Consider the following 21629-nt stretch of genomic DNA (forward strand, 5'->3'; position numbering starts at 1 on the left):
CTGTAAGGCAGCGTGTGACGCGCACCGCGCCACCCGTCTACAATGCCGCATGTCTGAATCCGAGACGCCTCCTGCGCTCCACCAATAACTCACGGCTGCCACGCGCGCGGCCCCACACGAACACCGCATGAGATCTGTCGTTCGCCTCACTGCCTCCGCCACCAGCGCGCTGCCGCGCTGGCTGCTGCTTACCATCTGCGTCGTGTATGCGTCGTTCGGCCTGTTCGGGCGCGATCCGTGGAAGAACGAAGATGCAGCCGGCTTCGGCGTCATGTGGACGATGGCCAACGGCTCGCTGCACGACTGGCTGCTGCCGAATCTGGTCGGCAAGTACATGACGTCGGATGCGCCGCTCGGCTACTGGCTCGGCGCGAGCGCGATCCGCGTGCTGGACCCGCTGGTCGACGCAAGCAATGCGTCGCGCGTGTTCACGGGCCTGCTGTTCTGCGCCGCGTGCGCGTTCGTCTGGTACGCAGCCTATCTGCTCGGCCGCCGGCCCGAAGTGCAGCCGTTCAAATACGCATTCGGCGGCGAGCCCGAGCCGCGCGACTATGGCCGCACGCTCGGCGACGGCGCGCTGCTGATCCTGCTCGCCACCTTCGGCCTCGCCGAACGCGGCCACGAAACCACACCGCAGATCGCGCAGTTCGTCTGCATCGCGATGCTCATCTACGGCCTCGTGCGGATGGTCGACAAACCCGTTCAGGGCGCGCTGATCTGGGGTGCCGCGATCGGCCTCGTCACGCTGACGAGCAGTCCCGTGCTGGTCGGCGCGCTGCTGATCGGCACCTTCGCGATGATGGTGATCGTCCACGAGACCCACTGGCGCACGTTGATGCTGGCCGGTCTGCCCGTCGCGCTGGCGCTGTCGGTTGCGTGGCCGCTCGCGGCCATCGCCCTTTTTCCCGACGATGCCGTCTGGTTCCTCCAGCAATGGATGCGCGGCAGTCTGCACGCGTTCGCGGGCCCGTATGGCTCGACGCTGCTCTACGCCGTCAAGAATCTGTCGCTCTACGCGTGGCCTGCGTGGCCGCTCGCGATCTGGGCGTGGTTCAGCTGGGCCGGGCTGCGACGTGCGCCGCACATTGCGATTCCTCTGTCGGTGATCACGCCGCTGCTGGTTCTCGTCGTGCTGCAAAGCCATGGGTCGAACCGTCTGTTCATCCTGCTGACGCCCGCGCTCGCGGTGATCGCCGCGTTCGCGCTGCCGACGCTCAAGCGCGGCGCGATCAATGCCATCGACTGGTTTGCGGTGCTCAGCTTCACCGTGCTCGGCTCGTTCGTCTGGCTGGTGTGGCTCGCGGGCATGACGGGCTTTCCGCATCAGCTGGCCCGCAACCTTGCGCGACTCGCGCCGGGCTTCACGCCGCAGTTCAAGATCCTGTCGTTCGTCTGCGCGGTCGCCGTGACCGTCTGCTGGTTCGTGCTGGTGCAATGGCGCGTGGCGCGTCATCCGAAGGTGTTGTGGCGCAGCGTCGTGCTGTCGAGCGCAGGCACGACGCTGATGTGGGTGCTGCTGATGACACTATGGCTGCCCGTCGTCAACTACAGCCGGACCTACAAGGACGTCGCCCAGCAGATCGCCGCGCACCTGCCATCCGACTACAACTGCATTTCGCCCGCGCGCCTGGGCGACGCGCAGATCGCCACGTTCGCTTACTTCGGCGACATGCATTTTTCGTTCGACGATGACTGCGACGTGCTCCTGCGCCAGGACACGCAGGACTTCGGCGAGCCGAGCGCGATGTCGAACTTCGTCTGGAAGCTCGTCTGGGAAGGCCGCCGCGTCGCCGACCGCGACGAACGCTTCCGCCTGTACGTGCGTATCGACCGGCCGCAGCCGCCCGCCAAGCGCCCGTGGCGTCCGAAGAAAGCCGGCTAACCATGTTCGCCGACGTGCGGAAAATCGCCGGGCTGGCGTGGCCCGTGCTGATCGGCCAACTGGCGATCATTGCGTTCGGCGTGATCGACACGGCGATGGTCGGCCGTTTTTCGGCAACCGATCTCGCCGCGCTGGGCCTCGGCTCGTCGATCTACATTTCCGTGTATATCGGTCTCACGGGCATTCTCACGGCGCTGCAACCGATCGCCGGTCAGCTGTATGGCGCGGCGCGCTACGAGGAAATCGGCGAGGAAGTGCGCCAGGCGCTGTGGCTCGCGCTGGCGCTCGCGACCATCGGCTTTCTGATTCTCTACTTCCCTCACCCGCTGCTGCAGCTTGCGCGCGCGCCCGAGGCGCTGCGCGAGCGCACCGTGTCGTATCTGCAGATACTCGCGTTCGGCTTGCCGGCGAGTCTCGCGTTTCGCGTCTATAGCTCGCTGACGAATGCCGTCGGCCAGCCGCGGCTCGTGATGATCCTGCAGATCGGTGCGTTGCTGTTGAAACTGCCGCTCAACGTGTTGCTGATTTTCGGCAAGCTCGGCTTGCCGCCGCTCGGCGGTCCGGGCGCCGCGCTCGCCAGCATTCTGATCAACTGGACGCTTGCCGTCGTCGGCATGACGGTGATGACGAAACTCGACGTGTTCCGCCCGTTCGCGATCTTCCGGCATTTCTGCTGGCCCGTCTGGCGGCGTCAGGCGGCGCAACTCAAGCTCGGCGTGCCGATGGGGCTGTCGTATCTGATCGAAGTCACGTCGTACACGTTCATGGCGCTCTTTATCGCACGCTTCGGCACGACAACGCTGGCGGGTCATCAGATCGCGGGCAACATCGGCGCGGTGCTGTACATGACGCCGCTGTCGATCGGCATCGCCACCTCGACGCTCGTCGCGCAGGCGCTCGGCGCGCAACGCTACGAAGCGGCGCGCACACTGGCGCGGCACGGCATTGCGATGGCGGTTGCGATCGCGTGCTGCTACGGCGTGATCGTGCTCGCGCTGCGGCCCGTCATCATCGCGGGCTACACGCCGAACGCGCAGGTCGTGCAAGCCGCGATGCCGCTGGTGCTCATCGTCGTTTTCTACCATCTGTGCGACGCGTTGCAGATCACGTCGGCGTTCGTGCTGCGCGCGTATCGCGTGGCTGTCGTGCCGACCTTGATCTATGCCGTTGCGTTGTGGGGCGTCGGGCTGGGCGGCGGTTATGCGCTTGGGTTCGACGTCGGCGGATGGGTGCCCGAATCGTTCACGGGCGCGCGCGGATTCTGGCTCGCGAATACGGCCAGCCTGCTGATTGCGGGCATCGGCCTCGCCATCTATCTGCGTACGATCAGCGCACGGTCCGTGCGGATGGGCGCTGTGAAGCAGGCGGATAGCGCGGCCTGATTCCACTGCAGCCTGTGTTGACGTAGTAGTGCTGGGCCTCCGTGCTCGCCGAAACCCAGCACTGATCTGCTTCTCCGTAAGCCGACGACCTCCCTTTACAGACCGAGCATTTGGAAGGCCCCGCAACCGTCTTTTCGGAGAAGGTCGTTAAAACAGACCGTTAGTTGCATTCTAACTCTTCTGCGAACCCGCCGCCGATCACCCCCGACTCAGACCGCAGCCTCCGCCGCTTCCTCCTCATCGCGCCGCTCGAACACCTCACGCGCCGCGAACAGCGCATTCAACGCAGCCGGAAATCCCGCATACACGGCCATCTGCATGAACACCTCGACGATCTCCTCGCGCGTGCAACCGACGTTCAACGCCGCCTCGATATGCACCTTGAGTTGCGGCTGCGCGTTGCCAAGCGCGGCCAGCGCCGCGATCGTCGCGATTTCCCGCGCACGCAGGTCCAGTTGTGGTCGGCTATACACATCGCCGAACGGAAACTCGATCAACAGCCGCGCGAAATCCGGCGCAATCGGCGCGAGCGATGCGATCACCTTCTCCCCTGCCGTGCCGTCGATTTCCTTCAGCTTGTCCCAGCCGCGTGCGTAGCGATCGTCGTGTGTGTGATTCATGGCGAGTCCTTTACATATGAGTTGTCGATGCGTCCTGTCGATGCTTCACGCTCGGCCGCCTCATAAAACACGATCTTGTCGCTGATCGCTTCGAGGTTGGTCTGCAACTCCGCGATGCGCGCGAGCACGGCGTCGCGATGCTCGATCAGCATCGCGCGCCGCGCACCGTATGTCGCGTCGCCTTCGGCACGCAACGCGGCGAAAGCCTGCATGCCGGCGATCGGCATCCCCGTGGCTTTGAGGCGCATCACGAATTGCAGCCAGTCGAGATCGGCGGGCGCATACAGGCGATGCCCCGCGTCCGTGCGGCCGATGGACCGCAACAATCCCGCCTGCTCGTAGTAGCGCAGCGTATGCGTGGAGACGCCGCTCGTTGCGGCGACCTGACCGATGGTGAGAGCTTTCGACATGACGGAACTCAGGTTAGGACTTCGAGTGAACTCTAAGTCAAGTGCTATCTGACAATGCGTGCAAATCAGCGTGATCCTACCCGTGAAGCAGGTTGGGAACGTCGTAAGCGTCAGTTAGAATCGGCGGCGATCCGAAAGAAAAATGAAACCGGGAGCGCAGTCGATGCTAAGCGGCACCATCAAACGTCAAGCGATATGGGCAGCCGCTGCGGCTGCGATGCTCGGTCTTCTCATTGGCGTCACATGGCGCGCCGATGCAGCACGCATCACACAGGTCACGCCACAAGGCAAAGTTGCGCAAGTCCGCCAGGTGGTCGTCAAGTTCGACGAATCGATGGTTGCGTTCGGCGCGCCCGATCTGCCCGCGCCCGCGCGCATCAAGTGCAACGACGCGTCGGCGAGCGCCGGCCAGCCGCGCTGGATCGACGACAAGACCTGGGCATGGGATTTCACCGCTGATCTGCCGCCCGGCGTCGCCTGCTCGGTCGATCTGAACGACGGGCTGAAATCGTCGGCGGGTCAGGCGTTGACGGGGCCGCGTCACTACGCGTTCGAAACGGGCGGCCCGTTCGTGCAGAACGTCCAGCCATACGGCGGCGAAATCGAGGAAGACCAAGCGTTTGTCGTGCGGCTCAACGGTCCAGCGACGGATGCGTCCGTACAACAGCACGTCTGGTGCGAATCGAGCGGTCTGGGCAACCGGATTCCCGTGAAAAACGTTGACGCAACAACACGCACCGAACTGCTCAAGCGCTTCCGTCTGCAAAAGGAAGCGGCGCGCGTGCTGACGCTCCAATGCCAGCAGACGCTGCCGTCCGGCGCGAAGGCGCAACTCGTCTACGGCAAGGGCGTCGCAAGTCCGAGCGGCATTGCGAACGACGTCGAACGCCGCTTCGACTTCAATGTGCGCGAACCGTTCGCCGCGAGCTTCAGTTGCGAGCGCGAGAACGCGAAGGCGCCCTGCACACCGTTGCGGCCGTTGCGCGTCCAGTTCAACGCGCCCATTCTGCGCACCGATGCGGAAGAAATCCGCATTAAGGGGCCGAACGGCGAGATCAAGCCAACCTTCTCCGCTGACGACAAAGACCCGCAAACAAGCACTGTCGAATTCGCCGCGCCGCTGCCCGAACGCACCGACCTGACCATCGAGCTGCCGTCGAATCTCAAGGACGTTAGCGGCCGCGCGCTGACCAACGCCGACCTCTTCCCGCTCAAGACCGCGACGGCACCGATGCCGCCGCTTGCGAAGTTTTCGTCGGGCACGTTCGGCATCATCGAGCGCTTCGCGGAACCGGACATGCCCGCGCTCGTGCCTGTTACGCTGCGCAACGTCGAGGCCGATCTGCATATCGCGGGGCTCAATGCGGGTAACGCTCAGTTCACGAAGCTGCGCGTCGACGCCGACAGCGATATCCGCCGCTGGATGCGCAACGTCGATCGTTTCGACGGCTTCATGATGGACCGCCAGTCGATCAACCAGCAGATGCCGCAACTGCTCGCGCACAATCCACATCCCGTGATCGTGCCGCGCAAAGCCGACGACTCGGACCCAAAGGAGGACCGCAAGAATCCGCTGATCGACATCCGCTCGCTGTCGCTGCTTGCGGGTCAAGCGAACGTCGAAACGCTCGCACTGCCGAAGGCCGATCCGAAAGCGCTGCGGCCTTTCGAAGTGGTCGGCGTGCCCGTGACGAAGCCCGGTTTCTATGTGATCGAACTCGCGTCGCCCGCGCTCGGTACATCGCTGCTCGGCAAGCAGGCGCCGATGTACGTGCGTACGGCTGTGCTCGTCACGAACCTCGGCGTGCATTTCAAGCAAGGCCGCGAGAACAGCGTCGTGTGGGTCACGACGCTCGACAAAGGCCAGCCCGTGCCGAACGCCGACGTACACGTGAGCGATTGCAATGGCGACGAACTCGCGTCGGGCAAAACCGACGCGCACGGCGTGCTGACGATCAACCAGTCGCTGACGTCCCGCAACGAGTGCAAGGAAGACAGCTTCGAAGGCTTCTTTGTGTCGGCGCGCATCGACGATCCGAAGACGGGCCACGACATGGCCTTCGTGCGCTCCGACTGGAATCGCGGCATCGAAGCGTGGCGATTCAATGTGCCGACCGACACGAGCATCGAGCAAACGGTGCGTGCGCATACCGTGTTCGACCGCACGCTGTTGCGCGCAGGCGAAACGGTGTCGATGAAGCACATGATCCGCGTCGAGACGATGCACGGCCTCACGTTCCCGAAGACGTACCCGACGCGCCTGACGATCCGCCATCTCGGCAGCGGACAGACCTGGCATATGCCGCTCAAGTGGACCGCCGATCACACAGCGGATTCGACCTTCGCGATTCCCGCCGCGGCGAAGCTCGGCGAATACAGCGTGTCGCTCGATGATGGCGATGCGAGCGCGGCATCGAACGACACATCGAACAACGACAGCGACGACGACAGCAGCGCCGACTCGGCCCGCCATAGCTATTCGTCGGGCAGCTTCCGCGTCGAAGAGTTTCGCCTTCCGGTATTCAAAGGCACGATTGCAGTACGCGACGAAAAGAATCACCCGCTCGTCGCCGCGAGCGAAGCGCCCGTCATGCTGCAGATCGACTATATGTCGGGAGGCGGCGCGTCGGGTTTGCCCGTGCAGGTATCGGCGCTGATGAAGAGCACGACGCCCGCTTTCGCCGGCACGTATCCGGAGTTCAGCTTCGCGCCGTACAAGAAGCGCAACGACGCCAACGCGTCGTCTTCCGATGACGAAGAAACCGAACAGGCTGCCGACGACGACACGTCGAAGCTGATCGCCGACAAGGAACCCGTCACGCTCGACCGCAACGGCGCGGGCAGCCTGAGTCTGAAAAACCTGCCGCAAGTAGACGCACCGAAGCGTCTCGCGCTCGAAGCCACGTTCGCTGATCCGAACGGCGAAGTGCAGACGATCAGCGGCAACGCGACGTTATGGCCCGCTGCCGTCGTCGCGGGCGTGAAGTCGGGGCAATGGGTGTCGGTCGGCAACGCGGTGCCCGTGAAGGCGCTCGCCGTCGATCTGCAAGGCAAGCCGCGCGCGGGCGTGCCGCTCGAAGTGCGCGGCATCGCGCGCATCACGATCACGTCGAGAAAGCGCATGGTCGGCGGCTTCTATGCGTACGACAACCACACGGAAACCAAGGACCTCGGCACGCTGTGCAGCGGCAAGAGCGACGACCACGGCCTGATGACCTGCGACGCGAAGCTCAAGGAAGCGGGCAACGTCGATCTCGTCGTCACCGCGAAGGACGGCGAAGGCCATGCATCGACGGCCGCGACGTCTGTGTGGGTCACACGTGAGGAAGACCTGTGGTTCGGCGGCCAAAACACCGACCGTATCGACGTGCTGCCCGAAAAGAGCGCGTACGAACCCGGCGAAACGGCGCGCTTCCAGGTGCGCATGCCCTTCCGCTTCGCGACGGCGCTCGTCGCCGTCGAGCGTGAAGGGATCGTAGAAACGCATGTCGTGAAACTGGACGGCAAGGACCCGACCGTCGAGCTGAAAGTGAGCGAAGCGTGGGGGCCGAACGTGTATGTGTCGGTGCTCGCGCTGCGCGGACGCGTCCGCGAAGTGCCGTGGTACTCGTTCTTCACGTGGGGCTGGAAAGCGCCGCTCGAATGGGCGCGCGCGTTCTGGTACGAAGGTCGCTACTACGAAGCGCCGACGCCGCTCGTCGATCTGTCGAAGCCCGCGTTCCGCTACGGCCTCGCCGAGATCAAGGTCGGCACGGCCGCGCATAAACTCGCCGTGACAGTCACGCCGGACGCGAAGTCATACACGGTGCGCGGCAAGGCGCATGTGAAGCTGCGCGTGCAGATGCCGGGCGGCAAGCCCGCGCCCGCGGGCACGCAGATCGCCGTCGCCGCCGTCGACGAAGCGCTGCTCGAACTGATGCCGAACAACAGCTGGGACGTGCTCGACGCGATGCTGCAACGGCGCGCGTACGGCGTCGAAACGTCGACCGCGCAGATGGAGATCGTCGGACGCCGGCACTTCGGCCGCAAGGCCGTGCCCGCGGGCGGCGGTGGCGGACACAGTTCGACGCGCGAACTGTTCGACACGCTGCTGCTCTGGAACCCACGCGTGACGCTCGACGCGAACGGCGAAGCATCCGTCGACGTGCCGCTCAACGACGCGTTGACGAGCTTCCGTATCGTGGCGATCGCGGCCGTCGGCGACGGCACCTTCGGCACGGGCAGCACGTCGATCCGCAGCACGCAAGACCTGCAACTGATCTCCGGCTTGCCGCCGCTGGTGCGCGAAGGCGACCAGTTCCGAGCGCAGTTCACGGTACGCAACACGACCACGCGTGCGATGAAAGTGGTCGTCACGCCAAACGTGCCGGGCCTGTCGTTGCAAGCGCAAACCGTTGATATCGCCGCCGATTCGGCACGCGAAGTCGCATGGACGGTCTCGCCTCCCGACGGTCTTTCAGAGGCGAACCCGGCAGCGTTGACCTGGAACATCAGCGCGACGGAACAAGGCGCCTCGCACGCGACGGACGCGCTCAAGGTCACGCAGCGTGTGACGGCCGCCATTCCGATCACCGTGCAGCAGGCGACGCTCACGCAAGTCGACGGCACGTTCTCGCTGCCCGTCGCCGCGCCGCCGAACGCGACGACGACGCACGCGGGCGCGCTGCGCGGCGGCATCGCGGTGTCGCTGCAATCGAAGCTGTCGGACGGCATGCCCGGCGTGCGCCGCTGGTTCGAGCGCTATCCGTATAGCTGCCTTGAACAGCAGACATCGGTTGCGCTCGGCTTGCGCGACGCGGCGCGCTGGCAAGGCGTGCTGGCGCGCATGCCCGTCTATCTCGACAAGGACGGTCTCGCCAACTACTTCCCGCCTGGCGACGATAGCGGCAACACGGGCAGCACCACGCTCACCGCGTATCTGCTGTCCGTCACCGACGAAGCCGCGAAACTCGACCCGCGCTTCGCGTTGCCCGACGACCTACGCGCGAAGCTCGAAGGCGGTCTGGTGAACTTCGTCGAAGGCCGGCTCGAACGCAACGTCTGGGCGCCGCGCAAGGACCTCGATCTGCGCAAGCTCGCCGCGCTCGAAGCGCTGTCGCGTCACGGCGCCGCCCGCGCGAGCATGCTCGGTTCGATCGAAATCGCGCCGAACCAGTGGCCGACCTCGGCCGTGCTCGACTACTACGCGGTGCTGTCGCGCGTGAAGGACATTCCACAGCGCGACGAAAAGCTCGCGCAGGTCGAGCAGATCATCCGCGCGCGGCTAACGTATCAGGGCACGCGTCTCACCTTCTCGACGGCCGACAACGACGATCTGTGGTGGCTGATGTCGGGCACGGAAACCAACGCGGCGCGCACGGCGCTGACGTTCGTCGATATGCCCGGCTGGAAGGACGAGATGCCGCGGCTCGTCGCGGGGATGCTCGCACTGCAGAAGAACGGCGCATGGCAGACGACGACGGCTAACCTGTGGGGATCGATCGCCGTGCAGCGCTTCTCGCAGGTATTCGAGAGCGTGCCTGTGACGGGGCAAACGAAGCTGCAACTCGGCTCGACGGACAAGACGATTTCGTGGAGCCAGCCCGCCGCTGCCGCCGCAAACTATGCGTCCGCAACGGCCATCACGAAGACGGCCGACACGCGCAGTCAGTTGCTGCCGTGGCCGCCCGAAACGCGCAGCGCGCCCGTGTCCCTGACGCTCACGCATGACGGCACGGGCAAGCCGTGGGCCACGATCGAAAGCCTCGCCGCTGTCGCGTTGAAGGCGCCGTTCGCCGCCGGCTACCGGATCACGAAGACGGTCACACCTGTCGATCCCGCCGTGAAGGGCGTGACCACGCGCGGCGATATCGTGCGCGTGCATCTGGATATCGACGCGCAGACGGACATGACCTGGGTCGTCGTCAATGACCCCGTTCCGGCGGGCGCGACGATACTCGGCTCGGGCCTCGGCCGCGATTCGGAAGCCGCGACACAAGGCGAGAAGTCGAAGGGCGAGGCGTGGCCGGCATTTGTCGAGCGCGGTTTCGACGGCTATCGCGCGTACTACGATTATGTGCCGAAGGGCAAGTTCTCGATCGAGTACACGGTGCGGCTGAACAACGTCGGCACCTTCGGCCTGCCGCCGACGCGCGTCGAAGCGCTCTACGCGCCGTCGACATTCGGTGTGCTGCCGAATGCACCCGTCGTCGTGAAGCCGGCAACGGCTGCGAAGTAAGGAGAACGCGTGATGCGCGCCTGGACCAATGCGATGAGCCGCCACACGCCGCCGAACCGGCCGTGGCGCATCGCGTTCACGTTCGTGCGCATCGCGCTATGCGTTCTGTTGCTCGCCGAACCCCTCGCCGCGCACGCGCTGCCTACATTCGACGACGTGCGCGCGCAATGGCGCAGCTCCGACTGGCTGCTGCTATCGCGCGACGGCGTGCCGCTGCAACGCACCCGCATCGACAAAACCGAGCGGCGCGGCGACTGGGTCGCGCTCGCGGACGTCTCGCCGGCGCTGCGCGAAGCGATCGTCGTATCGGAAGACAAGCGCTTTTACGAACACAGCGGCGTCGACTGGCGCGGCGCGGCGGCCGCCGCGTGGGCGAACCTGTGGAACACGCGCACGCGCGGCGCATCGACGGTCACGATGCAGTTGACAGGTCTGCTCAACGACGATCGTGAACGTTCGGGGCAACGCTCGATCGCGCAGAAGGCGAATCAGGCCGTCAGCGCGCTGTGGCTCGAACATACGTGGCGCAAGGATCAGATTCTCGAAGCGTATCTGAACCTCGTGCCGTTTCGCGGCGAGACGATTGGCCTGTCCGCGCTGTCGATCACGCTGTTCGGCAAGGCGCCTTCCGGTCTCGACGAGCGCGAAGCCGCCGTCGCCGCTGCGCTGATCCGCGCGCCGAATGCCTCATACGCGAAGGTCGGCGAACGCGCGTGCCGCATCTTGCGCGACATGAACGCGCCCGAGCGCTGCGCTAACCTCACTGCCTTCGTGCAACTCGCGTTCGCGCGCCCTGCTCCCGCCTTGCTGTCCGTCTCGCCCGATGCGCCGACGCTCGCGCCGCATTTCGCGCGGCGCATCGCGAGCGAAACGCATCCCGTTGCGGGCGCACGCGTGACCAGTACGCTCGATGCAAAGCTCCAGCGCTTCGCAAGCGATACGCTCACGCGCACGCTGATCGAACTCAACGCGCCCGCGCATCCGCGCAACGTGCATGACGGTGCCGTCGTCGTGCTCGATAACGCGACGGGCGAAGCGTTGGCGTGGGTCGGCTCGTCGGGCGGACTGTCGGGCGCGCGCGACGTCGATGCCGTGCTGGCGCGCCGCCAGGCGGGCTCGACGCTCAAGCCGTTCCTCTACGCGCAGGCCATCGACGAACGGCGGCTCACCACGGCCTCGCTGCTCGACGACGCGCCGCTCGATCTCGCGGCGGGCGGCGGCCTGTATATACCTCAAAACTACGACAAGGACTTCAAGGGCTGGGTCAGCGTGCGCACGGCGCTCGGCTCGTCGCTGAACGTGCCTGCCGTGCGCACGCTCGTGATGGTCACGCCGCATCGCTTTGCGAAGACGCTCACCGCGCTAGGCTTGCCGCTCGAACAAAGCGGCGACTACTACGGCTATTCGCTCGCGCTCGGCAGCGCCGATGTGACGCTGCTGTCGCTGACCAATGCGTATCGGGCGCTCGCCAACAACGGCGTCGCGGCGCCGACTTTCGATCTGCCGCGCCGTGCGCCGTCCGCTGCGCCTTCGCAGCAACGCGTCTTCAGCGCCGACGCGAGCTACATCATCACGACCGTGCTGTCGGACAACAACGCGCGCACGCGCACCTTCGGCTTCGACAGCCCGCTCGCGACGCGCTTTTTCTCGGCGGTGAAGACGGGCACCAGCAAGGATATGCGCGACAACTGGACGGTCGGGTATACGTCGCGCTACACGGTCGGCGTATGGGTCGGCAACGCGGACGGCCAGCCCATGTGGGACGTGTCCGGCGTGACGGGCGCCGCGCCGATCTGGGCCGCGATCGTCGGCTATCTGCACCGGCGCGTGCCGAGCGTCGAGCCGCGCGCGCCGGCAGGTGTCGTGCAGGCGCGCGTGAACTTCGACGGCAATATCGAGCCCGCGCGCAACGAATGGTTCGTCGACGGCACGCAAACGCAGACAGTCGGACTGGCCGCGAATGCCATTTCAACGGACAACGCGAGCGGCATAGCGCGCGCGGCGCACGCATCGGGCAAAACGGCCGCGTCGTCTTCGAATGCCGCGCCGCGCATCGGCTCGCCAACAGACGGCACGCTGTTCGCGCTCGACCCCGACATTCCCGCCACGCGTCAGCGCATCGTGTTCGAACGCGCGAACGGCTCGTCCGGGCGCGCCAGCTGGCGCCTCGACGGCAAGCCGCTTGGCCGCGACGAACGCGTGCTGTGGCTGCCGTGGCCGGGCCGGCATGTGCTCGAACTCGTCAATGCGGATGGATCGAGCGCCGATTCGGTGCGCTTCGAAGTGCGCGGCGCGATCGCGCACCAGGCCGCGCCGCCGCGCGCCGGCAAGCCGGGTACGGCACGCGGCCGTGCGGCGTCACAACCGTCTCCAACTCCCCTGACATCCACACTGCAAGACAGCACAACGAACGGGCAAAAGCTTTAAATTTGGTGAGTTCGCATTGCCTTGTCATCATCCGAACGGTATAAATCGGCCGATTCGCGCCTCGTCTCGCGCCGTTCGGTGAAAGAGGACAGTAAATTGTCCTATGCTTGAACGCAGTGCTTGCTCAAATGAAAGCGTCGTCCGTTCCCGGCTACCTGTTTGCCCTCAATGGAGTGATTGCCATGTTGAAAAAGCTGTTGATGTTGTTCGTCGCGCTTGTCCTGTCGCTGTCGGCGGGATTCGCGGCCGCTGTCGAAGTCAATTCCGCCGACCAGGCCGCGCTTGAATCGGTCAAAGGCATCGGCCCCGCCCACGCCAAGGCGATCATCGACGAACGCACCAAGAACGGCCCGTTCAAGGATGCCGACGATCTCGCCAACCGGGTCAAGGGCATCGGTCAAAAGTCGGTGAAGAATCTCGAAGCGGCTGGCCTGACGATCAACGGCTCGTCCGCGCCGCCGACAGGCGCACCCGCCAAAGCGCCGGCGGGCACGATGTCGAAGTCCACGCCCGCGCCCGCCGCGACCACGGCGCAAACGCCGGCGCCTGCCGACGCCGCTTCCGGCGGCAAGGCGTCCAAGTCGAAGAAGAAGAGCACGGCTGACGCCGCTGCGGCATCGGCGCCCGCTGCTACGGCGGCTTCCGCGCCTGCTACGGCGTCGGACACGACCGCTTCGAAATCGAAGAAATCGAAGAAGAGCAAGGCCGCGTCCGCTGCGTCGGGCGTATAAGGACGCGCACTCCAGCAGCGTCCAGTGGCCGCACTGCCTCACGCCTATATCAACGGCCGTTGCTGTCACTATTGGTGCCGCGCTTCGCGCGGCGTTTCGTTCCCCGCCGGCGCACGCTTCACACGCGTCGCACCGGCTTCTCAAGAGAGATTGTCATGAGCCTACTCGACTCCCTCGGTTCCATGCTCGGCGGCGGCAACTCGCCGCAAGGCGGCGGCCAGGCGGCGCTGATTTCCGCCGCGCTCGAATTCGTCAACAACCAGCCGGGCGGCCTGAACGGCCTGATCCAGCGCTTCCAGCAAAACGGCGCGGGCGACATCATCAGTTCGTGGGTCGGCACGGGCGAAAACCAGCCGATCGCCGCCGACACGCTGCATAACGTGCTCGGCTCCGAAACCGTAACCAATATCGCGGCGAAGGCCGGCGTCGAGCCGTCGATGGTGACGGGCCTGCTGTCGCAAGTGCTGCCGCACGTGATCAACGCGGCGACGCCGAATGGCGAAGTGCCCGCCGACGGCAAGCTCGATGCAGGCGGCGTGTCTGGAGCGTTGGGCGCGCTCGGCCAGATCGCGGGGCTGTTTGGCAACAAGAACGCCTGAACGCAGCCGTTCGTTACGCGCGGCCTCGTTGAAGCGCCGCGCATGAAAAAAGGGCAACGAATCGCTTCGTTGCCCTTTTTGTTTTTCATCCGGAACGGATGCGTCGAGCTTCGACGCTCCGTTCCCTTGCCGCTTTAGTGAACCACCCTGTCGAACACGAGCTTGCCGTTGTCCACCTCGACGGGGATCACGTCCTTCGGACCGAACTTGCCGGACAGAATCAGCTTCGCGACCGGGTTCTCGATCTCCTGCTGGATCGCGCGCTTCAACGGCCGCGCGCCGAACAGCGGGTCGTAACCGACCTTGCCGATCAACTCCAGCGCCGCATCCGACACGACCAGTTGCATGTCGAGCTTCGCGAGCCGCTCGTGAACGCGTTCCAGCTGAATCTTCGCGATCGACTGGATGTTCGAGCGATCGAGTGCATGGAACACGACAACGTCGTCGATCCGGTTCAGGAATTCCGGCCGGAAATGCAGCTTCACTTCTTCCCAGACGGCATCCTTCACGGCTTCTTCAGGCTGGCCGACCATCGACTGGATGACCTGCGAACCGAGGTTCGACGTCATCACGATCACCGTGTTCTTGAAGTCCACGGTGCGGCCCTGGCCATCCGTCATACGGCCGTCGTCCAGCACTTGCAGCAGCACGTTGAAGACGTCCGGGTGCGCCTTCTCGATCTCGTCGAGCAGGATCACGCTGTACGGCTTGCGGCGCACGGCTTCCGTCAGATAGCCACCCTCTTCGTAACCGACGTAGCCCGGCGGCGCGCCGATCAGACGTGCGACGCTGTGCTTCTCCATGAACTCGCTCATGTCGATGCGGATGAGGTGATCTTCCGCGTCGAACAGGAACGCCGCGAGCGCCTTGCACAACTCCGTCTTGCCGACACCCGTCGGCCCCAGGAACAGGAACGAGCCATACGGACGGTTCGGGTCCGACAGACCTGCGCGCGAACGGCGGATCGCATCGGCGACGGCGCTGATCGCTTCATCCTGGCCGACCACGCGCTGATGCAGCTTCTCTTCGATCTGCAGCAGCTTCTCGCGCTCGCCTTGCATCATCCGCGACACGGGAATGCCCGTCGCGCGCGACACGACTTCCGCAATTTCTTCGGCGCCGACCTGGGTGCGCAACAGGCGCGGACGCGTCGGATTGTTCTGCTCTTCCGCCTCGGCCTTGGTGACCGCTTTCAGTTGCGCATCGAGTTGCGGCAGCTTGCCGTACTGAAGCTCAGCAACCTTCTCCAGCTTGCCTTCGCGTTGCAGACGCGTGATTTCCGCTCGCGTCTTCTCGATCTCTTCCTTCAGCTGCGCGCTGCCCTGCACGGCCGCTTTTTCCGCCGTCCAGATTTCTTCGAGATCCGAATATTCGCGGTCGAGCCGCTCGATTTCTTCCTCGATCAGTTGCAGGCGCTTCTGCGACGCTTCGTCTTTCTCCTTCTTGACGGCCTCGCGTTCGATCTTCAACTGGATGCGGCGACGATCGAGCCGGTCCATCTCCTCGGGCTTCGAGTCGATTTCCATCTTGATCTTCGACGCCGCTTCGTCGATCAGGTCGATCGCCTTGTCCGGCAAGAAACGGTCAGTGATGTAGCGATGCGACAGTTCCGCCGCCGCGACGATCGCCGGGTCGGTGATATCGACGCCGTGGTGTAGCTCATAGCGCTCCTGCAAGCCGCGCAGGATCGCGATGGTCGCTTCGACGCTCGGCTCGTCGACGAGCACCTTCTGGAAGCGGCGCTCCAGCGCGGCATCCTTTTCGATGTACTTGCGATATTCGTCGAGCGTGGTCGCGCCGACGCAATGCAGCTCGCCGCGCGACAGCGCCGGCTTCAGCATGTTGCCCGCGTCCATCGCGCCTTCCGCCTTGCCCGCGCCAACCATCGTATGAATTTCGTCGATGAAGACGATGGTCTGGCCTTCGTCTTTCGCGATGTCGTTCAGCACGGCCTTCAGCCGCTCCTCGAACTCGCCGCGATACTTCGCGCCGGCGAGCAACGCCGCCATGTCGAGCGACAGCACGCGCTTGCCCTTGAGCGTCTCGGGCACTTCACCGTTGACGATGCGCTGCGCGAGACCTTCGACGATCGCCGTCTTGCCGACACCCGGCTCGCCGATCAGCACCGGGTTGTTCTTGGTGCGGCGCTGCAGAATCTGGATCGAGCGGCGGATTTCGTCGTCACGGCCGATCACCGGGTCGAGCTTGCCCGCGCGGGCGCGCTCGGTCAGGTCGATCGTGTATTTCTTCAGCGCTTCGCGCTGGCTTTCGGCGTCCTGGCTATGCACTTGCGCGCCGCCCCGCACGGCCACGATGGCCGCTTCGAGCGACTTGCGCGACAGGCCGTGTTCGCGCGCGAGACGGCCCGCTTCGCCTTTGTCATCGGCGATCGCGAGCAGGAACATTTCGCTCGCGATGTAGGTGTCGTTGATCTTCTGCGCTTCCTTGTCGGCCTGGTTCAACAGACCGGTAAGATCGCGGCCGATCTGCACATTGCCGTCCGTGCCGCGTACTTGCGGCAGGCGAGTGATGGCGTCAGCGAGCGACGTTTGCAGCGCCTGCACGTGAACGCCGGCGCGCGACAGCAGCGAGCGCGCGGAGCCGTCCTGCTGCGCGACGAGGGCCGCTAGCAGGTGAACCGGCTCGATGTACTGATTGTCATGACCGACGGCAAGGCTTTGCGCATCGGCTAACGCTTCCTGGAATTTAGTGGTGAGTTTGTCGACTCTCATCTAGGAGACCTCCAATTTCGATTACCACCAAAATGAGGCGTTTTCTGCCAGTTTCAAGCGCTTTTTTGCATCAGGGAGAGAGAATTTACACGCCAGCGGCACGATCGTGCGGGACGCGTGAACGGCGCCAGAAGTCCGTCGACACAGCCGAGTGTAGCCCGGCGCAGGATCGGACGAAAGCAAGGTACGGGGCAGGACGCGCGACCCGGCGCGGATAGCCGGCGGGCAGTTGGGCGACTCGCGAGCGCAGGCCGGCCCAGGCCTGCGGGCGTGCTCCGCGCGTGGTACGCCGGAGCGGACGAGCGTTCGGTGACGCCGCCGGGCGGCGGCGCGCCCGGCCTGCTTTCTCCGACCCGGGCGCTCAGGTGCCCGTCGACACAGCGGGCACGATCGGCACGATGGTCGCCGATGGCTTCAATCCGAGCAGCGACATCAGCGGCGACGCCGGCTCGGCGATATCGCGGATGGTATAGCTGTCGAGTTCGCGGAAGAAGGCCGAGCGCGCGGATTCGAGGATGCCCTTCAGCCGGCATTGCGACTGAATGACACATTCGCGATGCACGCCGCTGGTGTCGGTGCCGTTGAAGCACGAGACCAGCGCAAAGTCGTTCTCGGCCGCCCGTACCACTTCGCCGACGGTCAGCGACGACGAATGTTCGTACAGCCGTAGACCGCCGTTGCGCCCCCGTACGGTCTCGACCCAGCCAAGTTCGGCGAGCCGCTGAACCACCTTCATCAGATGGTTCTTCGATATGCCATATGCATCGGAGATGTCTTGTATTGTTGCCAGTCCTTCGGAACGAACCGCGAGGTAAAGCAGCACGCGCAGCGAGTAATCGGTATAGTCTGTGAGTCTCATTGAAAGGCAAATTGCGACGGAGTCAGCGTGCGGAATGTTCACGCCGGCTCCACTAACGCCGGTACTGCTGCGCAATAACATGCGTACATAACACATCTTATTGCGACGTTTATCTCGTTATTTCGCGTAACTATAAACGGTAACTTTCCTTTTAAGCGCACTTTTTCTGATTTTAGAGCGCGTCTGGCTAAAACGTTTGCGATGACGCGTTTGCCCCGACTCACTTTTGTTCCAGATATGAAGTCCGATATTTCTTCAGATATTCCCGCTATCGAACGACTCGCCACGCGTTACGCCGAACCCACCGAGGACAACATCCGCGAGTTGGTCTACGCGTTCTACGACCGCGTGCGCGCCGACGCGCTGCTCGGCCCCGCCTTCGAGCAGAAGCTCGCCGGGCGCTGGGATGAGCATCTGCCGAAGATGTGCGTGTTTTGGGGATCGCTGGCGCTGGGCGCGAAGCAGTATCGCGGCAACGTGCAACAGGCGCACATGCCGCTCGCGGGCCTCGAGCCGCGCCACTTCAGCCGCTGGCTGTTTCTGTTCCTGGACACGGTCGAGTCACGTTACGAACCCGCGGCGGCCGTGCGCTTCATGGAACCCGCGCTGCGTATCGCGCAGAGCCTGCAGTTGAGCAAGTTCGGCTGGGACTATCAGATTCCCGCCGAGCAGCAGGATTTACTGGACCGTATCGCACCGCGCCGCCGGTCGCGCGAAGAGCACGCAGCCGAACATGCGCGGCCGCGCGGTGAGCCATTTCCGACGAAAATCATCGGTAAATCGCGCGACGACGATTAAGCTGATCGAACGGTCAGGATTAATCGGGTGATTCGAAAATTGGGACTTGAGAATCGTGATTTAACATTTCAACCGGGATTATCGCTTGCGCGTTATTTTTTGAAACGTTCAATGAATAACGCTTAATCCGGTTTCGAATTCCGCGCGAATTCAGCGCGAATTCAACGACTTCAGTCCCCAGCGCGCGAGTGCCTCGTCGTCGGCCACGCGCGCATCGACCCAGCGCTCGCCGCTTTCCGTCTTCTCTTTCTTCCAGAACGGCGCCTGGGTTTTCAGGTAGTCCATGACGAACTCGCACGACGCGAATGCGTTCCCGCGATGCTTCGACGTCGTCGCGACCAGCACGATCTGGTCGAGCGGCATCAGCTTGCCGACGCGATGCACGATCAGCACCTCGGTGCCCGGCCAGCGCTCGCGCGCCGCGTCGACGATCGCCTCCAGCGACTTCTCCGTCATGCCCGGATAGTGCTCAAGCTCCATTGTCTGGACGGTCTCGCCTTCGTTGATGTCGCGCACCGTGCCGACGAAGCACGCGACGGCGCCCACCTTCGGATTCTGCGCACGCAGCGCGGCCACTTCCGTCGACAGGTCGAAGTCTTCTGTCTGGACTCGGACGGTCATATCGTTCCTCGCTGGCTACGTCAGCCGCCCGTGACGGGCGGAAAGAACGCGACTTCGCAGCCGTCGGTGATACGCGTGCCCGCATCCGTCATCACGTGATTGCAAGCCATGCGCAGCGCGCGGCCTTCGGCGAGCGTCTCCGCCCACACGCCGCCGCGCACGCGCAGCCACGCGCGCACGTCGCCGACCGTCGCGATGCCCTCGGGCACGTCCACGGATTCGTCTGACTGGCCGAGCGCTTCACGCACGCTCGCGAAATATTTCAGCTGGATGTTCATCGTCGGTAACAACCCAATTGCGGCCCTTGGGGGCCGTCCTCAGTTCAGCAACTCGGAAAACGGGATGAAGCGCACGGTTTCGCCGGCGCTGATCGCATGATTCGGCGGATTGTCGATCAGGCCGTCGCCCCAGACCGTCGACGTCAGCACGGCGGAACTCTGGTTCGGGAACAGATCGAGGCCACCCGCGGCATTGACGCGTGCGCGCAGAAATTCGTTACGGCGATCGGCCTTTTGTTGCGTGAAATCGGCGCGCAGCGACAGCGCGCGCGGCGTCACCGTGCGCACGCCGGCGAGGCGCAGCAGGAACGGGCGCACGAACAGCAAAAACGTGGCGAAGGTCGAGACGGGATTACCCGGCAGGCCGATGAAGAAGGTTTCGTTCGAGCCGGTGTTTTGCGTATCGGGCGCCGCCGTGCGGCGAATCGCGCCGAACGCGAGCGGCTTGCCCGGCTTCATCGCGATCTGCCACATCGACAGACGCCCTTCCGCCTCGACGGCGGGCTTCACATGATCTTCCTCGCCCACTGACACGCCGCCGCACGTGAGGATCAGATCGTGAGCTTGCGCGGCTTCACGTAGCGTTTTGCGCGTTGCGTCGAGCTTGTCGGGCACGATGCCATAGTCGGTCACTTCACAGCCGAGCTTGTGCAGGAGGCCCGTCAGCGTGAAGCGGTTCGAGTTGTAGATTGCGCCGGGCTTGAGCGGCTCGCCGGGCATGGTCAGTTCGTCGCCCGTGAAGAAGACGGCGACTTTCACGCGCCGCACCACGTCCAGATTTGCGCAACCGACCGACGCCGCGAGGCCCAGCGCCTGCGGCGTGAGGCGCGTGCCCGCGGGCAGGATCGTCGCGCCTTTGTGGATGTCGGCGCCTTGCTGCGTGATCCATTCGCCTGTTTTCGGCGTGTGCAGGATCGTCACTTCGTCGCCGGCCGTTTCCGTCTGTTCCTGCATCACGATGGCATCGGCGCCGGGCGGTACCGTCGCGCCCGTGAAAATGCGCGCCGCCGTGCCCTCGGCGAGCGGTTGCGGCGCGTGACCCGCCGGGATGCGCTGCGAGATGGGCAGACGGCGCTCGCCCTGCGATAGCTCCGCGACGCGCACTGCGTAGCCGTCCATTGCGCTGGTGTTCATCGGCGGGACGTCGAGGGGCGAGATGACGTCGGAGGCGAGCACGCGGTTGATTGCTTCCAGGGTTGGCAGCGTTTCGTTGCCGGCGATTTGTGCGGCGGCGCCAAGGAGGGTCGCTAGCGCGTCAGCTGTCGAAAGCATCGGTGCGCGCGGCGCAGGTGATGGTGTGGACATCGGAGCGGATGAGGACGATTCGGAAAGAATCATTGTAGCGGGAGGGGGCGGCGTATGTAGTTGGCAGGTTTTTTTATATCTGCGATGCGGGGTGGTTTTGCGGGTTTTGCCGTTAGGTGGGTGGGCGTTGCCGGTCGAGGTTTTTAGCGTTTACGCTGGCATCTGCGCTATGCCTTCGTGCTTCAAGCGTCGCCATTCGGTGTTTTAGCGTTTGCGCTGGCATCCGCGATTTGCCTTCGCGGCGCGAGTGTTGGTTTGCGTTTGCTCGTGTTTGCGCTGGCATCCGCGATTCGTTAGCGTGCTTCAAGCGTCGCCCCTGTGCGGGGCGGCACCTACTTTTCTTTGCCGCCGCAAAGAAAAGTAGGCAAAAGAAAGCGGCTCACACCGCCAGTGCTAGTTTTTGCCTGAGGGCTCCCACAGGGTCTTACGCTTCACACGGCAGCCTTTCTGTTTGCGTGCGTTACCAACGCTTCGAATGAACGCCTCACCCGCTTCAAACACCCGTACAAGAGCGAACGGCAGCGACTGGTATGTGCCGCCCAGGTGGCAAACTGTGTGTAGGTTGTCGCGTCGTATAGCTTGGCGCTCTTACAGGGTGGAACGCGTGCGGTATCGGTCCGGAGTGAGGCGTGTGTGGCGCTACGGCCTACACACAGTTTGCCACCTGGGCGGCCGTGGACTCTCTGGCATGGCATGCGGCGACGCGGGGACATGAAGCGGGTGATGCGCACTGCAAGAGCGCTGGCAACGAACTTGAATCGAGAAGTT

14 protein-coding genes are annotated in these 21629 nt (G+C 64.4%); 7 read left to right on the forward strand and 7 right to left on the reverse strand.

Features of this window, described 5'->3' with window-relative positions:
- Positions 1 to 127 precede the first annotated feature (127 nt).
- The gene (locus C2L65_RS08615) at positions 128 to 1882 is read left to right on the forward strand and encodes an ArnT family glycosyltransferase (RefSeq protein ID WP_042315116.1); all 1755 of its coding nucleotides are present in this window, start codon (positions 128 to 130) and stop codon (positions 1880 to 1882) included.
- 2 nt (positions 1883 to 1884) lie between these two features.
- Positions 1885 to 3264 carry an MATE family efflux transporter gene (locus C2L65_RS08620; protein ID WP_042315115.1) on the forward strand — a complete coding sequence of 460 codons (1380 nt, stop codon included), beginning with the start codon at positions 1885 to 1887 and terminating at the stop codon, positions 3262 to 3264.
- A gap of 209 nt (positions 3265 to 3473) precedes the next feature.
- Here C2L65_RS08620 and C2L65_RS08625 read toward each other — a convergent pair whose 3' ends face one another.
- Positions 3474 to 3884: a carboxymuconolactone decarboxylase family protein gene (locus C2L65_RS08625; protein ID WP_042315114.1), complete on the reverse strand. Its 411-nt coding sequence runs from the start codon at positions 3882 to 3884 to the stop codon at positions 3474 to 3476.
- Positions 3881 to 4294 carry a MerR family transcriptional regulator gene (locus tag C2L65_RS08630; protein WP_042315113.1) on the reverse strand — a complete coding sequence of 138 codons (414 nt, stop codon included), beginning with the start codon at positions 4292 to 4294 and terminating at the stop codon, positions 3881 to 3883. Before C2L65_RS08630 ends, C2L65_RS08625 begins: the two co-directional genes overlap by 4 nt.
- A 163-nt stretch (positions 4295 to 4457) precedes the next feature.
- Between C2L65_RS08630 and C2L65_RS08635 the strand changes: the two genes are divergently transcribed.
- The 4 genes from C2L65_RS08635 to C2L65_RS08650 all read left to right on the forward strand — a co-directional run bounded on the left by C2L65_RS08635 (position 4458) and on the right by C2L65_RS08650 (position 14268).
- Positions 4458 to 10511, forward strand: a complete 6054-nt coding sequence (locus tag C2L65_RS08635; RefSeq protein ID WP_042315130.1) for an alpha-2-macroglobulin family protein — start codon at positions 4458 to 4460, stop codon at positions 10509 to 10511.
- A 12-nt stretch (positions 10512 to 10523) separates the two neighbouring features.
- The gene (pbpC, locus tag C2L65_RS08640) at positions 10524 to 12938 is read left to right on the forward strand and encodes a penicillin-binding protein 1C (RefSeq protein WP_042315112.1); all 2415 of its coding nucleotides are present in this window, start codon (positions 10524 to 10526) and stop codon (positions 12936 to 12938) included.
- Positions 12939 to 13120: 182 nt separating this feature from the next.
- Positions 13121 to 13669, forward strand: a complete 549-nt coding sequence (locus C2L65_RS08645) for a ComEA family DNA-binding protein (RefSeq protein ID WP_042315129.1) — start codon at positions 13121 to 13123, stop codon at positions 13667 to 13669.
- 155 nt (positions 13670 to 13824) lie between these two features.
- Positions 13825 to 14268: a YidB family protein gene (locus tag C2L65_RS08650; protein WP_042315128.1), complete on the forward strand. Its 444-nt coding sequence runs from the start codon at positions 13825 to 13827 to the stop codon at positions 14266 to 14268.
- A gap of 134 nt (positions 14269 to 14402) precedes the next feature.
- On the opposite strand, the gene clpB is transcribed toward C2L65_RS08650, so the two are convergent.
- On the reverse strand, positions 14403 to 17000 hold the full coding sequence (gene clpB / locus C2L65_RS08655) for an ATP-dependent chaperone ClpB (protein WP_042315111.1): 2598 nt from the start codon (positions 16998 to 17000) through the stop codon (positions 14403 to 14405).
- A 361-nt stretch (positions 17001 to 17361) separates the two neighbouring features.
- On the reverse strand, positions 17362 to 17859 hold the full coding sequence (locus tag C2L65_RS08660) for an Rrf2 family transcriptional regulator (protein ID WP_042315110.1): 498 nt from the start codon (positions 17857 to 17859) through the stop codon (positions 17362 to 17364).
- A 237-nt stretch (positions 17860 to 18096) separates the two neighbouring features.
- On the opposite strand from C2L65_RS08660, the gene C2L65_RS08665 reads away from it, so the two are divergent.
- Positions 18097 to 18657 (forward strand): group III truncated hemoglobin, encoded by a 561-nt coding sequence (locus C2L65_RS08665; RefSeq protein WP_042315109.1) that lies wholly within the window; start codon positions 18097 to 18099, stop codon positions 18655 to 18657.
- A gap of 150 nt (positions 18658 to 18807) precedes the next feature.
- On the opposite strand, the gene moaE is transcribed toward C2L65_RS08665, so the two are convergent.
- The 3 genes from moaE to C2L65_RS08680 are packed head-to-tail and all read right to left on the reverse strand — an operon-like array spanning position 18808 to position 20861.
- Entirely contained in the window at positions 18808 to 19278 is a 471-nt protein-coding gene (moaE, locus tag C2L65_RS08670; protein ID WP_042315108.1) for a molybdopterin synthase catalytic subunit MoaE, read from the reverse strand.
- A 20-nt stretch (positions 19279 to 19298) separates the two neighbouring features.
- Complete coding sequence (gene moaD, locus C2L65_RS08675) at positions 19299 to 19556, reverse strand: molybdopterin converting factor subunit 1 (RefSeq protein ID WP_042315107.1); 258 nt, start codon at positions 19554 to 19556, stop codon at positions 19299 to 19301.
- Between the two features lie 39 nt (positions 19557 to 19595).
- Positions 19596 to 20861 carry a molybdopterin molybdotransferase MoeA gene (locus C2L65_RS08680; RefSeq protein WP_174485106.1) on the reverse strand — a complete coding sequence of 422 codons (1266 nt, stop codon included), beginning with the start codon at positions 20859 to 20861 and terminating at the stop codon, positions 19596 to 19598.
- Positions 20862 to 21629: the final 768 nt, after the last annotated feature.

Origin of the sequence: Paraburkholderia terrae (assembly GCF_002902925.1) — a bacterium.
GTDB classification, from domain to species: Bacteria; Pseudomonadota; Gammaproteobacteria; order Burkholderiales; family Burkholderiaceae; genus Paraburkholderia; species Paraburkholderia terrae.

Bases quoted from the DNA above. Each gene is read 5' to 3' on its own strand.
- C2L65_RS08615 (WP_042315116.1), top strand. From the start codon at position 128: ATGAGATCTGTCGTTCGCCTCACTGCCTCCGCCACCAGCGCGCTGCCG.
- C2L65_RS08620 (WP_042315115.1), top strand. From the start codon at position 1,885: ATGTTCGCCGACGTGCGGAAAATCGCCGGGCTGGCGTGGCCCGTGCTG.
- C2L65_RS08625 (WP_042315114.1), bottom strand. From the start codon at position 3,884: ATGAATCACACACACGACGATCGCTACGCACGCGGCTGGGACAAGCTG.
- C2L65_RS08630 (WP_042315113.1), bottom strand. From the start codon at position 4,294: ATGTCGAAAGCTCTCACCATCGGTCAGGTCGCCGCAACGAGCGGCGTC.
- C2L65_RS08635 (WP_042315130.1), top strand. From the start codon at position 4,458: ATGCTAAGCGGCACCATCAAACGTCAAGCGATATGGGCAGCCGCTGCG.
- pbpC (WP_042315112.1), top strand. From the start codon at position 10,524: ATGCGCGCCTGGACCAATGCGATGAGCCGCCACACGCCGCCGAACCGG.
- C2L65_RS08645 (WP_042315129.1), top strand. From the start codon at position 13,121: ATGTTGAAAAAGCTGTTGATGTTGTTCGTCGCGCTTGTCCTGTCGCTG.
- C2L65_RS08650 (WP_042315128.1), top strand. From the start codon at position 13,825: ATGAGCCTACTCGACTCCCTCGGTTCCATGCTCGGCGGCGGCAACTCG.
- clpB (WP_042315111.1), bottom strand. From the start codon at position 17,000: ATGAGAGTCGACAAACTCACCACTAAATTCCAGGAAGCGTTAGCCGAT.
- C2L65_RS08660 (WP_042315110.1), bottom strand. From the start codon at position 17,859: ATGAGACTCACAGACTATACCGATTACTCGCTGCGCGTGCTGCTTTAC.
- C2L65_RS08665 (WP_042315109.1), top strand. From the start codon at position 18,097: ATGAAGTCCGATATTTCTTCAGATATTCCCGCTATCGAACGACTCGCC.
- moaE (WP_042315108.1), bottom strand. From the start codon at position 19,278: ATGACCGTCCGAGTCCAGACAGAAGACTTCGACCTGTCGACGGAAGTG.
- moaD (WP_042315107.1), bottom strand. From the start codon at position 19,556: ATGAACATCCAGCTGAAATATTTCGCGAGCGTGCGTGAAGCGCTCGGC.
- C2L65_RS08680 (WP_174485106.1), bottom strand. From the start codon at position 20,861: ATGTCCACACCATCACCTGCGCCGCGCGCACCGATGCTTTCGACAGCT.